The organism is Streptomyces sp. NBC_00667, from assembly GCF_036226825.1.
GTDB lineage: Bacteria > Actinomycetota > Actinomycetes > Streptomycetales > Streptomycetaceae > Streptomyces.
Window position 1 is genome coordinate 3,630,430 of the sequence record NZ_CP109022.1, and the last position, 14,446, is coordinate 3,644,875.

General features: G+C 70.4%; 11 protein-coding genes and 1 tRNA gene. 6 read left to right on the top strand and 6 right to left on the bottom strand.

Annotated features, from left to right (window positions below; all coding sequences use genetic code 11):
- Positions 1 to 25 precede the first annotated feature (25 nt).
- Positions 26 to 817 carry a maleylpyruvate isomerase family mycothiol-dependent enzyme gene (locus OHA81_RS16920; RefSeq protein WP_329196894.1) on the top strand — a complete coding sequence of 264 codons (792 nt, stop codon included), beginning with the start codon at positions 26 to 28 and terminating at the stop codon, positions 815 to 817.
- 38 nt (positions 818 to 855) lie between these two features.
- On the top strand, positions 856 to 1,368 hold the full coding sequence (locus OHA81_RS16925; RefSeq protein ID WP_329196897.1) for an META domain-containing protein: 513 nt from the start codon (positions 856 to 858) through the stop codon (positions 1,366 to 1,368).
- 4 nt (positions 1,369 to 1,372) lie between these two features.
- On the opposite strand, the gene OHA81_RS16930 is transcribed toward OHA81_RS16925, so the two are convergent.
- Both OHA81_RS16930 and OHA81_RS34620 read right to left on the bottom strand, forming a co-directional pair.
- Positions 1,373 to 2,818 carry a sulfatase family protein gene (locus OHA81_RS16930; protein WP_329196899.1) on the bottom strand — a complete coding sequence of 482 codons (1,446 nt, stop codon included), beginning with the start codon at positions 2,816 to 2,818 and terminating at the stop codon, positions 1,373 to 1,375.
- 163 nt (positions 2,819 to 2,981) lie between these two features.
- A complete protein-coding gene (locus tag OHA81_RS34620; protein WP_352211348.1) occupies positions 2,982 to 3,077 on the bottom strand; it encodes a putative leader peptide in 96 nt (31 codons plus the stop codon).
- Positions 3,078 to 3,224: 147 nt separating this feature from the next.
- Between OHA81_RS34620 and purF the strand changes: the two genes are divergently transcribed.
- A complete protein-coding gene (gene purF, locus OHA81_RS16935; RefSeq protein WP_329196901.1) occupies positions 3,225 to 4,742 on the top strand; it encodes an amidophosphoribosyltransferase in 1,518 nt (505 codons plus the stop codon).
- Between the two features lie 133 nt (positions 4,743 to 4,875).
- Positions 4,876 to 5,946 (top strand): phosphoribosylformylglycinamidine cyclo-ligase, encoded by a 1,071-nt coding sequence (gene purM / locus OHA81_RS16940; RefSeq protein WP_329196903.1) that lies wholly within the window; start codon positions 4,876 to 4,878, stop codon positions 5,944 to 5,946.
- Between the two features lie 93 nt (positions 5,947 to 6,039).
- Here purM and OHA81_RS16945 read toward each other — a convergent pair whose 3' ends face one another.
- Positions 6,040 to 6,303, bottom strand: coding sequence for a DUF3073 domain-containing protein (locus OHA81_RS16945; RefSeq protein ID WP_136210589.1), 264 nt, complete (start codon positions 6,301 to 6,303; stop codon positions 6,040 to 6,042).
- A 312-nt stretch (positions 6,304 to 6,615) separates the two neighbouring features.
- Positions 6,616 to 7,725: a Leu/Phe/Val dehydrogenase gene (locus tag OHA81_RS16950; protein WP_329196906.1), complete on the bottom strand. Its 1,110-nt coding sequence runs from the start codon at positions 7,723 to 7,725 to the stop codon at positions 6,616 to 6,618.
- 195 nt (positions 7,726 to 7,920) lie between these two features.
- Here OHA81_RS16950 and OHA81_RS16955 point away from each other — a divergent pair, with 195 nt between their 5' ends.
- Together OHA81_RS16955 and bldC are read left to right on the top strand one after the other, a co-directional pair.
- On the top strand, positions 7,921 to 8,775 hold the full coding sequence (locus tag OHA81_RS16955; RefSeq protein ID WP_329196908.1) for a hypothetical protein: 855 nt from the start codon (positions 7,921 to 7,923) through the stop codon (positions 8,773 to 8,775).
- A gap of 674 nt (positions 8,776 to 9,449) precedes the next feature.
- Positions 9,450 to 9,656, top strand: a complete 207-nt coding sequence (gene bldC, locus OHA81_RS16960) for a developmental transcriptional regulator BldC (RefSeq protein ID WP_003949541.1) — start codon at positions 9,450 to 9,452, stop codon at positions 9,654 to 9,656.
- 693 nt (positions 9,657 to 10,349) lie between these two features.
- On the opposite strand, the gene OHA81_RS16965 is transcribed toward bldC, so the two are convergent.
- Positions 10,350 to 10,423 (bottom strand) — tRNA-Asp (locus OHA81_RS16965).
- Positions 10,424 to 10,494: 71 nt separating this feature from the next.
- A complete protein-coding gene (gene hrpA, locus OHA81_RS16970; RefSeq protein WP_329196909.1) occupies positions 10,495 to 14,427 on the bottom strand; it encodes an ATP-dependent RNA helicase HrpA in 3,933 nt (1,310 codons plus the stop codon).
- Positions 14,428 to 14,446 lie beyond the last annotated feature (19 nt).

Consider the following 14,446-nt stretch of genomic DNA (forward strand, 5'->3'; position numbering starts at 1 on the left):
CGGCCGCCCCGAGTAGGGTCGGGCCATGCCGCCCGCGAAGAGGAAAACGCGCACCTACGACCCCGCGAAGATCCGCGCCGCCGTCACGGCCCAATTCGGCCATGTCGCGGACGCCGTACGGGAGCTGACTCCCGAGCAGCTGGCCCGGCCCACCACGCTCGGCCGGTGGACGGTCGGGGACCTGGCCGCGCACATCGCGTGGATCGCGGACTCGCTGGCCGCGGGTCTGGCCCGGCCGCCCGCCGCCGTCCCGGAGCTGACGGCCGTCGAATGGCCCTCCGCCACCGCGTCGCTCGCCGGGAAGATCGCCGAGGCGGCGAAGGAGACCCTGGCCGGGGCGCCGCTGCCTGAGCTGTACGAGCGCGCCGGGGCGCGGCTGGCCGAGGCGCTCGAAGCCAACCCGGACCGCCGGGTGCTGAGCCTGTGGATCGGGGCCATGACCCTCGGGGACTTCCTGGTCACCCGGACCGTTGAACTCGTGGTGCACACCGATGACCTGAACCGGGCCGCCGGACTGGACGTCCCGATCGAGCGGCAGGCCCTCGCCGCCTGCACCCGGCTGCTCGCCGACGCCCTCGCCGTCACCGCGCCCGGCGGCTCGGTCGAGGTGCGGATCCCGCCCTTCGCGGTGGTCCAGTGCGTCGAGGGGCCCCGCCACACCCGGGGCACCCCGCCGAACGTGGTCGAGACCGACCCGCTGACCTGGCTGCGGCTGGCGACGGGCCGGACCGGCTGGGCCGAGGAGGTGCGCGAAGCCCGGGTACGGGCCAGCGGTGAGCGGGCGGACCTGTCGGCGCTGCTGCCCCTGATGAGCTGAGCGGGGAACCGGCCGGGCGTGCCGTCCGTCCCAGGGGCATGCGTACGCAACGTCCCGCGCTCCCCGCCGCCCTGGCCGCCGTCCTCGCGCTCGTCGGAGTCTGCGCCTGCGGTGCGCAGGACGCCGCGCCCCGGCCCGTCCACACCGGGACCGTCGACGGGAAATCCTCCCCGGAGCCCCCGGCCGACGCCCCGTTGACCGCCACCGGGTGGACCGTCACGGCCCTGACCCGGGGCGGAGCGGCCTCCCCCGTGTCCGCCGAAGCCGCCGGGAAGGCCCGCTTCACCCTCGCCCCCGACGGCGCGGCGAGCGGCGGTCTCGGCTGCAACCGGTTCACGGCGAAGGCCACCGTCGAGGGCGCCTCCCTCACCTTCGGGCCGATCGCCTCGACCCGCATGGCCTGCGCGGGAGGCGCCGGCGAGGTCGAACGGGCCCTGACCGCCCTGTTCGGCGGCGGCCCGCTCGGCTGGCAGGTCCACGGCCGGACCCTGACCCTCACCGGCGCCGACGGCTCCGGCCTGATCGCCGAGGCGGCCTCCGCGGCGGAGTGACGCCTCACCCCGGGTACGGCAGCAGCCCCGCGTTCGTCTTCTCCCACGCCGCCCGCAACCGGGCCAGCCGCTCCGGTTCCACGGCCGCCTTGTCGGCCTGCTCGCGCACGTCCCCGGCCAGGTTGAAGAGCTGGTCGCGCCCGCTCTTGCCCTGGTAGTACTTCCAGTCCCCGCGGCGCAGCGCCCGCTCCCCGCGCACCCGCCAGAACAGGTCCCGCTCCGCGAGCCGCTCCCCGCGCAGCAGGTACCCGGCGAGGCTCACCCCGTCCAGCGGATACGCCGGGTGCGGTCGGGCGCCCGCCAGCTCCAGCAGCGTCGCCGTCCAGTCCGGGCTGAACACCGGGACGCGGCTGACCTGACCGCCGTCCAGCCGGGCGGGCCAGCGCACGAGCGTCGGCACCCGGATGCCGCCCTCCTGCAAGGACGCCTTGTTGCCCGACAGCGGCCAGTTGTAGGAGAAGCGCTCGCCGCCGTTGTCGCTGGCGAAGACGACCAGGGTGTCCTCCTGTTGCCCCGACCGTTCGAGTGCCTTCAACACCTCGCCGACGGAGCGGTCCAGGTCCTCCACCATCTGCCGGTACTTCTCGACCGACCCGCCGTCCTGGTGCCACAGCGCCCGGGGGTCGCCCGCCTTGATCCGCCTGACGATCTCGGCGCTCTCCGCGGTGTCCCCCTCCGCGATCCACGGCCAGTGCGGGGTGGTGAAGTTGAGGTTCAGCAGCCAGGGCTTGCCGTGGTGGTCGCGGGAGACGTACTCGCTCGCCCGCTCGGTGATGATCCGCGTGAAGTAGCGCAGGTCCTTGTACTCGGCGTCGCCCTCGTACAGGTCGTACTCGCCGTTCAGGCCCAGCTTGGAGTAGTACTCCAGCGCCCCGCCGAAGTTCCCGAAGAACTCGTCCCAGCCCGAACGGGTCGGGCTGTAGTCGGGCAGGTAGCCGCAGTGCCACTTGCCGATCAGCGCCGTGGCGTACCCGCGGTCGCGCAGCAGCGAGGCCAACGTGGGGTGCGTGGGCTCCAGTCCGGCCGACTTGTCCGCGATCGGCTCCGCCAGGCCGCCCTTCGTACGGCCCGGGTAGCGGCCCGTGTACAGGCTGAACCGGGTCGGGGAGCAGGTCGCGGAGCCCGAGTAGGCGTCGGTGAAGCGGACGCCCTGGCGGCCCAGCCGGTCCAGGTTCGGGGTCTTGATGTGCGGGGAGCCGTAGGAGGACAGGTCCGCCCAGCCGAGGTCGTCACCGAGGATGAACAGGATGTTCGGGCGCCGGGAGTGACGTCCCCGCGCCGCCCGGAACTCCTGCTCGCCGCGGTCGGTCTCCGGGGTCCCGGCGGCGGTGTCCTGCCGCGCCCGGGCCGCGGCGGGCGCCGAGCCCAGGCCCACCGCGGCGGCGGCCGCGCTCACACCCACCGCGCCGCCGAAGGCACGCCGGGACAGGGGGGATTCGTACGTGGTCACAAGTACTCCAAGGCACGGCCCGCCGGCCCGGCTCCGGGCGGCGCGGGACGGCGCACGGCACGGCGGAACGGGCTCCGGCGGGGAGCGGTAAGGGGGCGCGCGGACGGGAGCGCGAAGGGAATCGGAAGGCGGCGAGGGAAGCGCGCGGGTCAGCGGCGTGTGACTACGCGGAGCAGCGACAGATGGCGCTCGCGACACGGACCAGGTCCACGTGTCGGCGCTCGACGAGGGTGACGGCGCGGTCACCGAGGGGCTGCATGGGCCGAGAGCCTGTCGAATGCCCGCGTACCTGTCAACAATGAGTTCCGGATACCGAGACGGAAGCGTCCGGTCACCCTGTGTGCTGTGAGATTTCCCGGCCGTCCCCAATTCGGACCAGTGGTCGATCTCGCCTACACTCGGAAGCGTGCCTCGTGGTGATGGACGACTCAACCACGACCTGCTCCCCGGCGAAAAGGGCCCCCAGGACGCTTGCGGCGTCTTCGGTGTCTGGGCTCCGGGTGAAGAGGTCGCCAAGCTCACCTACTTCGGACTGTATGCGCTGCAGCACCGTGGACAAGAGTCCGCGGGAATCGCTGTGAGCAACGGTTCCCAGATCCTCGTCTTCAAGGACATGGGCCTCGTTTCCCAAGTCTTCGACGAAACCTCTCTCGGATCGCTCCAAGGTCATATCGCGGTCGGTCACGCCCGCTATTCGACCACCGGGGCTTCGGTCTGGGAGAACGCGCAGCCCACTTTCCGCGCGACCGCCCACGGCTCGATCGCCCTGGGTCACAACGGCAACCTGGTGAACACCGCCGAGCTCGCGGAGATGGTCGCCGACCTTCCCCGTCAGGACGGCCGTGCCACCCAGGTCGCAGCCACCAACGACACCGACCTGGTCACCGCCCTGCTGGCCGGCCAGACCGATGACGACGGCAAGCCCCTGACCATCGAGGAGTCGGCCGCCAAGGTCCTCCCGCAGGTCAAGGGCGCGTTCTCGCTCGTCTTCATGGACGAGGGAACCCTCTACACCGCCCGTGACCCGCAGGGCATCCGCCCGCTGGTCCTCGGCCGCCTGGAGCGCGGCTGGGTGGTCGCCAGCGAGACCGCCGCCCTCGACATCTGCGGCGCCAGCTTCGTCCGCGAGGTCGAGCCGGGTGAGCTCATCGCGATCGACGAGAACGGCCTGCGGACCTCCCGATTCGCGGAAGCGAAGCCCAAGGGCTGTGTCTTCGAGTACGTCTACCTGGCGCGCCCGGACACCGACATCGCGGGCCGGAACGTCTACCTCTCGCGTGTCGAGATGGGCCGGCGCCTGGCCAAGGAAGCCCCGGTCGAAGCGGACCTGGTGATAGCGACGCCGGAGTCCGGCACGCCCGCCGCGGTCGGCTACGCGGAGGCCAGCGGGATCCCGTACGGGTCCGGCCTGGTCAAGAACGCCTACGTCGGCCGGACCTTCATCCAGCCCTCGCAGACGATCCGCCAGCTCGGCATCCGCCTCAAGCTCAACCCGCTCAAGGAAGTCATCCGCGGCAAGCGCCTCGTGGTCGTCGACGACTCGATCGTCCGCGGCAACACCCAGCGCGCCCTGGTCAAGATGCTCCGCGAGGCCGGCGCGGCCGAGGTCCACATCCGGATCTCCTCGCCGCCGGTGAAGTGGCCGTGCTTCTTCGGCATCGACTTCGCCACCCGGGCCGAGCTGATCGCCAACGGCATGACGGTCGACGAGATCGCCACGTCGCTCGGCGCCGACTCGCTCTCGTACATCTCGCTCGACGCGATGGTCGAGGCGACCACCATCCAGAAGCCCAACCTCTGCCGTGCCTGCTTCGACGGCGAGTACCCGATGGAGCTGCCCGACCCGCAGCTGCTCGGCAAGCAGCTCCTGGAGTCCGAGCTCGCGGGCGGCACCGACGCCGCCGACGCGCTCCGGCGCCCGTAGGACGCGCCGGACCCGTCCCCCCGGACGGGTCCGCCCCGCCCCATCCCGTTCAACCTGCGCCCGGCCCTGTCTTTCAGGCTTTTCCCAGGGCCGTGCACCACCCGCAGTAACGACACGAAAGCTCTCTCCTGTCATGACAGAGAAGACCACCGGTGCCAGCTACGCAGCAGCAGGTGTCGACATCGAAGCGGGAGACCGCGCCGTCGAACTCATGAAGGAGTGGGTGAAGAAGACGCAGCGCCCCGAGGTCCTCGGCGGCCTCGGCGGTTTCGCCGGCCTCTTCGACGCCTCCGCCCTCAAGCGGTACGAGCGCCCCCTGCTCGCCTCCGCCACCGACGGCGTCGGCACCAAGGTGGACATCGCCCGCCGGCTCGGCGTGTACGACACCATCGGCCACGACCTGGTCGCGATGGTCATGGACGACATCGTCGTCTGCGGCGCGGAGCCGCTCTTCATGACCGACTACATCTGCGTCGGCAAGGTGCACCCCGAGCGTGTCGCGGCCATCGTCAAGGGCATCGCCGAGGGCTGTGTCCTCGCCGGCTGCGCCCTGGTGGGCGGCGAGACCGCCGAGCACCCGGGTCTGCTGGGCCCGGACGACTTCGACGTGGCGGGCGCGGGCACGGGTGTGGTCGAGTACGACCGGCTGCTGGGCGCGGATCGCATCCGTACGGGTGACGCCGTCATCGCCATGGCATCGTCCGGCCTTCACTCGAACGGGTACTCGCTGGTCCGTCACGTCCTGCTCGACCAGGCGGGGATGGCCCTGGAGCAGCACGTCGAGGAGCTCGGCCGGACCCTCGGCGAGGAGCTGCTGGAGCCGACCAAGATCTACTCGCTGGACTGCATGGCCCTCACCCGTACGGCCGAGGTCCACGCGTACTCGCACATCACCGGCGGCGGCCTCGCGGCCAACCTCGCCCGGGTGATCCCGGACCACCTGCACGCCACGGTCGACCGCTCGACCTGGGCCCCCGGCGCCATCTTCGACCTGGCCGGCAGGACCGGCCGGGTGGAGCAGCTGGAGCTGGAGAAGACCCTGAACATGGGCGTCGGCATGATGGCCGTCGTCCCGCAGGAGTCGGTGGACGTGGCCCTGACCGCGCTGGCCGACCGGGGCGTCGACGCCTGGGTCGCCGGCGAGATCCTGGACCGCGGCGACCACTCCGAGGGCGCGACCCTCACCGGTTCCTACGCGAGCTGAGCAGCACTGAAACCCGGTCCGGGGCGATGCCCTGGACCGGGTTTCACTACTTCGAGTCGCTCAAGACTCTGAGCGTGGCAGACGCGGTGTGCGTCAAGCGCCGCGACGGTGCGCCGACGGACCGGACTCTTCGTCCTCGTCCTCGTCGTCATCGCTGTTGTACAGCTCCGCGTACTTGGCGTACGGGTCGTCGTCGTCCAGATCGTCATCGACTTCGACCGGCGCGCTGATAGGCAGCGGCTCTGTCGGCGATGCGCCCAGCTCATTGGCCAGACGCGAGAGGTCAGTCCCGCCGCTGTTGTACTTCAGCTGGCGGGCGACCTTTGTCTGCTTGGCCTTGGCCCGGCCGCGCCCCATGGCTCGACCCCCTCGGTGACGGGGCTCGACGGCCCCAGAGTCTGACACGCGTTCATGGTTCGGAGCGGGCTCTCCGCGAAGAGACCGTCCGTAGGGGTTCAACGGTACCTGCTTCCGCGGCCATACGGTACGCCGCCCGCATGACGCGCCCCGGTGCAGGACCAACGAGACACCCCGTACTCGCTGGTCAGCTGCGATTTTAGCCCTTTCCCGGCTCGCGACCCGCCGAAGCGCAGTGAGTTCCGTCTCCCCTGCGGCCCGGGGGACCCTTCCGGCGGTGGCGGAGGGTCCCCCGGGCCCGGCGGGGACGGGTCAGAGCGCGCGGGCGGCGCGGGCGTCCGACATCCGCTGCTCGGCGATCCGGTCGGCCGCGGCGGCCGGCGGGATACCGTCCGCCTTCGCACGTGCGAATATGGCGAGCGTGGTGTCGAAGATCTTCGTCGCCTTCGCCTTGCAGCGGTCGAAGTCGAAGCCGTGCAGCTCGTCCGCGACCTGGATGACACCGCCCGCGTTCACCACGTAGTCGGGGGCGTAGAGGATCCCGCGGTCCGCGAGGTCCTTCTCCACGCCCGGGTGCGCGAGCTGGTTGTTCGCGGCGCCGCACACGACCTTGGCGGTCAGGGCGGGCACCGACTCGTCGTTCAGCGCACCGCCCAGCGCGCACGGTGCGTAGATGTCCAGGCCCTCGACGCGGATCAGTGCGTCGGTGCCGGCGACGGCGGTGACCTTGCCCGCGTACTTGCCGGTGGCGTGCTTGTCGAGGATGGCCTGCACCGACTCCTGGCGGACATCGGTGATCACGACCTCGGCGCCGTCCTCCAGCAGGTGTTCGACCAGGTGCTTGCCGACCTTGCCGACCCCCGCGACGGCGACCTTGCGGCCGCGCAGCGTCGGGTCGCCCCACAGGTGCTGGGCGCTGGCGCGCATGCCCTGGAACACGCCGAAGGAGGTGAGCACCGAGGAGTCGCCGGCGCCGCCGTTCTCGGGGGAGCGGCCGGTCGCCCAGCGGGTGGTGCGGGCGACCACGTCCATGTCCGCGACGTACGTGCCGACGTCGCACGCGGTCACGTAACGGCCGCCGAGGGAGTCCACGAACCGGCCGTAGGCCAGCAGCAGTTCCTCGCTCTTGAGGGTGTCCGGGTCACCGATGATGACGGCCTTGCCGCCGCCGTGGTCGAGACCGGCGAGGGCGTTCTTGTACGACATGCCGCGCGAGAGGTTCAGCGCGTCGCGGACTGCTTCCTCGTCCGAGGCGTACGCGTGGAAGCGCGTACCGCCGAGGGCGGGGCCCAGGGCGGTGGAGTGGATGGCGATGACGGCCTTGAGGCCCGTGGCCCGGTCCTGGCACAGCACGACTTGCTCGTGGCCACCCTGTTCCGTACGGAACAGGGTGTGCAGGACGCCGTCGGTCATTTCGGTCACGGTGGTGACTCCCATGGAAGAGATGCGGCGGAAAGACGCCCGCCCTGCGGGTGGGGGAGGGCGCGCTGGGAGCAGCGTAAGACCTGGGAGGCGGATGGGAACTCCCCGTCCGTAGATCGGAACACTCCCGTGTTATGCGTGACCTGGGGACCCTCGTCCGGAGTACGGCCGGGCAGGTCGGGGGAGTACGAGAACGTGAGCGAATCCCCCGAGCGCCGACTGCCTTCCGCCCGCACCGGTCCGACCGTGCCGTACGCGTCCTACCTGCGGGTCTACGAGCCCCTGGCGGCCTTCCCCGTGGCCGAACGGGCGCACTGGTCCGGCTACGCCAAGCGCGGGGACGCCCCGACCGCCCAGGACGAACTGCGCAGGTCGCTGTCGGACCTGGTCCGGGTTCCGGTGGTCGGGGTCCCGGCGCACGAGAGCGGGGACGCGTTCACGGCGGAGCGGGACGGGGTGCTGCTGGTCTGCCCGTGGCGGACCAGGCTGCGCGGCTGGCTGGCGCTCCAGGAGCTGGAGGCGGAGTTCCCCCGTCCGGTGCTGGACGCGGCGCTGCCGCCGTCGGCCCGCCGCCGGGCGGCCGAGGAGTACGAGGCCTGGCGGGAGCGGAACCCGGACGGGCGGCCGTGGATCCGCACCGCCGTGTGGCAGGTCCCGCTGCGGTGGTTCGTGCTGGTGGCGGACGAGGAGCGGGAGTACCTGCCGGGCGAGCGGCTGCGCTACCGGACGCCGATGGTGCAGGCCAGGCGGCGGCTGGCGCGCGGGCTGCGGACGCTGCGGGCCGCCGAGGGCTACGGGATGCTCGCGGAGGGGCTGGTGGAGGTCGGGAGCTGGCTGGAGGAGTTCCACCCGCGCTCGATGGTGGAGCTGGACTACGGCGGGCTGCTGCACGCGCTGCCGGAGGCCGCCCTGGCCGGCGACCGCTCGGCCCGTGACCTGGCGATGGGCATCGCGGCGCTGCGGGCGGGGGACGCGGAGGGCGCGACCGACGCGTACACGGACCTGGCGGAGCGCTGGAAGGCGGTCCGGGAGCGACTGTTCGCGAACTAGGGCAGGTCCGGAGGTCCGCCCGGACGGGATCCGGCGGACCGGGCGGGTCGCAACCGGCCCCGGAAGCGGGTGGAGGTGTCCGTTCCGCCCGCCGGACCTGCCTCCGGGGGCGGCATCGGCCGAACCGGCCCGGAATGTCCCTAGCGGAGGCCGCCGGGTCACCCGTATCGTCCGATCGGCCATAAAACGCAGATCAGCGGCTTGATCGCGGCATTTGGGTCTTTGTTCCAGGACCTACGTCCCGATCCGGGCCATTGACTCAAGCGTGACGGACCGCACTAACCACACCCTTGCGCCCTTCCCCTACCCTCGTGCCAAAATAGGACAAGGAGTCCGGGGAGGGTTCCTTCCACCCAACTTTGGGCGGAATGCTCGGTATTGCACTCTACGGGGGGTCTGACGACTCCTGATCGCTCTGTGACTGATCGTCACAGTGGGGTGACTGTCCGTTATGGGACGGTCCATCGGCTTCCGCCGCTGATGAACACCTCGGAGGGCAATTCCATCGGTTTGGCCGTCGAGGCTGGACGGATGGTGTAGTTGTAGTGCCGAGGACAAGCCGTTCGTCCTATAACCGACTCGGCCTGCGTGTGTCCATTTCGGGCAACGTGGGCCAAGGTGCAGAATTTAGAGGAAAGAACCGAGATGGTTCGGTTCTCCCGAGGAGGCCGCTCATGACCGCTCGCACCCCTGATGCCGAGCCGCTGCTGACCCCGGCTGAGGTTGCCACGATGTTCCGCGTGGACCCGAAGACGGTCACCCGCTGGGCCAAGGCTGGCAAGCTCACGTCCATCCGCACCCTGGGTGGACACCGCCGTTACCGCGAGGCTGAGGTCCGCGCACTGCTCGCGGGAATTCCGCAGCAGCGCAGCGAGGCCTGAGGCTCGCAGCACCACCCCCATTCCCTTTGGGGGCAGCTCCCGGCTGACGGCCGGGGGAGGGCATGAAACGGATCCCCCAATCCGATGAAACCCACAAGGCTTCAAACGGTGGAACCTGCCCCAACAGGTTTCGCCGTTCGATCGCGCTGGACTCCGCCGGGTCCAGCGCGATCTTTTTTGTGCCCGGAAGGCGCGCAGCAGGGGCCCGAATCGCCGGCGTCCGAGGATCCGGCCGGGCAGGTGCCATTGCACATATTAAATTGAGTCGGCATATGAGTGTGATAAAAGTACGACTCCCGAAAACTCATGGGGTGACACCCGTCACAGTTGATGTCCCTTGTACATCCGGCAATGCACCCGCAAGGGGACGTGTCACCCTCGCCGGCCTCACACGAAGGGGCGGTCCGGGAGCGCGACGCCGCTCGTCCGCCCCCTGCGCGCGCCAGGCCCCGGGAGGGGCCCGTACGGCGCTCCGGGCGCCCGAAGATCCCCACGAGCCCTCCCGGCGGCGTTCACGGCCGTTTCGGCACTCCCAGGCGTTCAGGGCCGGCCCCCGCCGTTCCCCGCCGTTCCCCGCCGTCCTCGGGCACTGCGGGCCGCCCTCCCGCGGCAGGAGCCGCAGCGCCGTGCACCCGGACCCGACAACGCGTCAGGGCCCGCATCCCCTGGGGGATGCGGGCCCTGACGTTTCTGCGAACCTGACGGGACTTGAACCCGCGACCTCCACCTTGACAGGGTGGCGAGCTAACCAACTGCTCCACAGGTCCTCGATGCGCGCTGCCCGGTGGGCGGCTGCGAATCAGACTGTACAGCAGCTCAGGGGGTGCAGTCGAACCGATCAGGGGGCCGCGGCGTCCACCGCCTTCACGATCCGCTTGTCGGAGATCGGGTACGCCGTGCCGAGCGCGTGCGCGAAGTAACTGACCCGCAGTTCTTCGATCATCCAGCGGATCTCGGTGACCGCCTCCGGCACCGGACGGCCCTTGGGCAGCTGCTCCAGCAGCCACAGGTACTCGTCCCGCATCTCGTGGACCTTCTCCATGCGGGTGGTGTCCCGCTGGACGGCCGTGGGCATCTGCTGGAGCCGCCGGTCGATCGCCACCAGGTACCGCATCAGGTCCGGGAGGCGCCGCAGCCCCGTCAGCGTCACGAAGCCGGCCGGCATCAGCGCCGCCAACTGCGCCTTCACGTCTTGGACGTTCGCCATCAGCGCCAGGCTGTTGGTGGACTTCACGCGCCGCTCGCAGGCCTGCCAGGCCGCCAGGATCTGCTGCACCTGCCCGACGGTCCGGACGGTGGTGTCCACCAGATCGGACCGAACGGCGTCGAACAGCTTCCGGAAGCCGGCCTCGTCCCATGCCGGGCCGCCGTGGTCGGCGATCAGCTTGTCCGTCGCCGCGGTCGCGCAGTCGTCGAAGAGCGCCTGGACCGAGCCGTGCGGGTTCCGCGAGAGGGCCAGCTTCTGCTGGTTGGTCAGCTTGTCCGAGGCGAACTTGGCCGGGTTGACCGGGATGCCGAGGAGGATCAGCTTCCGGGTGCCGAGCCACATCGCCCGCTGCTGCTCGGCCTCGGTGTCGAAGAGCCGTACGGACACGCTTTCCCCCGCGTCCACCAGCGCCGGGTAGGCCTTCACCGGCTGCCCCGCGCGCCGGGTCTCGAAGACCTTGCTCAGCGTCCCGATCGTCCAGTCCGTCAGCCCGGTCCGCTCCACCGACTCCCCGCCCGCCCGCTCGGCCGTGGCCGCCGCGGCCTGGGACAGCGCCTGACGGGCCTTCGGCCGCAGCTGGAGGCGCAGCGCCTCCAGGTCCTTGGCCTCGGCCAGCTTCTTGCGCCGCTCGTCGACGATCCGGAAGGTGATCTTCAAGTGGTCCGGGATGCGGCTCAGGTCGAAGTCCTCGGCCGAGACCGGTACCCCGACCATCCGGTGCAGCTCGCGGGCCAGCGTCACGTGCAGCGGCTCCTGGAGGGGCTGAGCCGTCGCCAGGAAACGGGCCGCGAAGTTCGGCGCGGGTACGTAGTGCCGACGGATCGGCTTGGGCAGCGAGCGGATCAGCTCGGTGACGACCTCTTCCCGCAGACCCGGGATCTGCCAGTCGAAGCCCTCGTCGGTGACCTGGTTCAGCACCTGGAGCGGGATGTGCACGGTCACGCCGTCCGCGTCCGCACCCGGTTCGAACTGGTACGTCACCCGGAACTTCAGCTGCCCCTGCCGCCAGGTGTCCGGGTAGTCCGCCTTGGTGACCCCGGCGGCCTTCTCCGTCAGCAGCATCTCGCGCTCGAAGTCGAGGAGTTCGGGCTCCTCGCGCTTCTTGTGCTTCCACCAGGAGTCGAAGTGCGCCCCCGACACCACGTGCTCGGGGATGCGCTGGTCGTAGAAGTCGAACAGGGTCTCGTCGTCCACGACGATGTCCCGGCGCCGCGCCCGGTTCTCCAGCTCCTCCACCTCGGTGAGGAGCTTGCGGTTGTCGGCGTAGAACTTGTGGTGGGTGCGCCAGTCGCCCTCGACCAGCGCGTTGCGGATGAACAGCTCCCGCGAGACCTCGGGGTCGATCCGGCCGTAGTTGATCTTCCGCTGGGCGACGATCGGTACTCCGTACAGCGTGACCTTCTCGTACGCCATCACGGCGGCCTGGTCCTTCTCCCAGTGCGGCTCGCTGTACGTGCGCTTGATCAGGTGCTGCGCGAGCGGTTCCACCCACTCCGGCTCCACCTTGGCGTTCACCCGGGCCCACAGGCGGGAGGTCTCCACCAGCTCCGCGGACATCAGGAACCGGGGCTGCTTCTTGAACAGCGCCGAACCGGGGAAGACCGCGAACTTGGCGCCGCGGGCCCCGAGGTACTCGTTCTTGTCGGTGTCCTTGAGCCCGATGTGCGAGAGCAGACCGGCCAGCAGCGAGACGTGGACGCTGTGCTCGGGGGCGTCCGCTTCGTTGACGTGGATGCCCATCGTCTTGGCGACCGTGCGCAGCTGCGAGTAGATGTCCTGCCATTCGCGAATCCGCAGGAAGTTCAGGTACTCCTGCTTGCACATCCGGCGGAAGGACGAGGAGCCGCGCTCCTTCTGCTGTTCGCGGATGTAGCGCCACATGTTCAGGAACGACAGGAAGTCGCTCGTCTCGTCCTTGAAGCGGGCGTGGTTCTGGTCGGCCTGCGTCTGCTTGTCCGAGGGCCGCTCGCGGGGGTCCTGGATGGACAGGGCCGCCGCGATGACCATGACCTCGCGGACGCAGTTGTTCTTGTCCGCCTCGACGACCATGCGGGCCAGGCGCGGGTCGACCGGCAGCTGGGAGAGCTGGCGGCCCATCGGCGTGAGCCGCTTGCGCGCGTCCTTCTCGGACGGGTCGAGCGCGCCGAGCTCCTGGAGGAGCTGGACGCCGTCGCGGATGTTGCGGTGGTCCGGCGGGTCGATGAAGGGGAACTTCTCGATTTCGCCGAGGCCGGCCGCGGTCATCTGCAGGATGACGGAGGCCAGGTTGGTGCGCAGGATCTCGGCGTCGGTGAACTCCGGGCGGGCGTTGAAGTCGTCCTCGGAGTACAGCCGGATGCAGATGCCGTCGGACGTACGGCCGCAGCGGCCCTTGCGCTGGTTGGCGCTGGCCTGCGAGATCCGCTCGATGGGGAGCCGCTGCACCTTGGTGCGGTGGCTGTAGCGGGAGATCCGGGCGGTGCCCGGGTCGATCACGTACTTGATGCCGGGGACGGTGAGGGAGGTCTCGGCGACGTTGGTCGCGAGGACGATCCGCCGGCCCGTGTGCTGCTGGAACACGCGGTGCTGTTCGGCGTGCGAGAGGCGGGCGTAGAGGGGCAGGACCTCGGTGAACCTGAGGTTCCGCTTGTTCAGCGCGTCCGCCGTGTCGCGGATCTCGCGCTCGCCGGAGAGGAACACGAGGATGTCGCCCGGGCCCTCGGACTGGAGCTCGTCGACGGCTTCGCAGATCGCGGTGATCTGGTCGCGGTCGGCGTCCGCAGCGTCCTCGTCGGCTTCCTCCAGCAGCGGCCGGTAGCGCACCTCCACCGGGTACGTACGGCCGCTGACCTCCACGATCGGCGCGTCCCCGAAGTGGCGGGAGAAGCGCTGCGGGTCGATGGTCGCCGAGGTGATCACGACCTTGAGGTCGGGACGCTTCGGCAGCAGCTGGGAGAGGTAGCCCAGCAGGAAGTCGATGTTCAGGGACCGCTCGTGCGCCTCGTCGATGATGATCGTGTCGTACGCGCGCAGCTCGCGGTCCGTCTGGATCTCGGCGAGCAGGATGCCGTCCGTCATCAGCTTCACGAAAGTGGCGTCCTGGTCCACCTGGTCGGTGAAGCGGACCTTCCAGCCGACGGTCTGCCCGATCTCGGACCTCAGCTCCTCGGCGATGCGCTCCGCGACGGTGCGGGCGGCGATCCGGCGGGGCTGGGTGTGGCCGATCATGCCCCGGACACCGCGGCCGAGCTCCATGCAGATCTTGGGGATCTGGGTGGTCTTGCCGGAGCCGGTCTCGCCCGCGACGATCACGACCTGGTGGTCGCGTATCGCCTCGGCGATCTCGTCCTTCTTCTGGCTGACGGGAAGGTTCTCGGGATACGTGACCGCAGGTCTGCGCGAGGCACGGTCGGCCAGACGCGCGGCGGCCTTCTCGGCCTCCGCGGCGATCTCGTCGAGCACGGCCTGCTTGGCCTCGGGCTTGCGGATGCGGCGGGCGCCTTCGAGGCGGCGGCCGAGGCGGTGCGCGTCACGGAGGGGGATCTCACCGAGAAGCGTCTGCAGGGCGGCGAAGGAAGTAGACATACCTGATCGAGGATCTCAC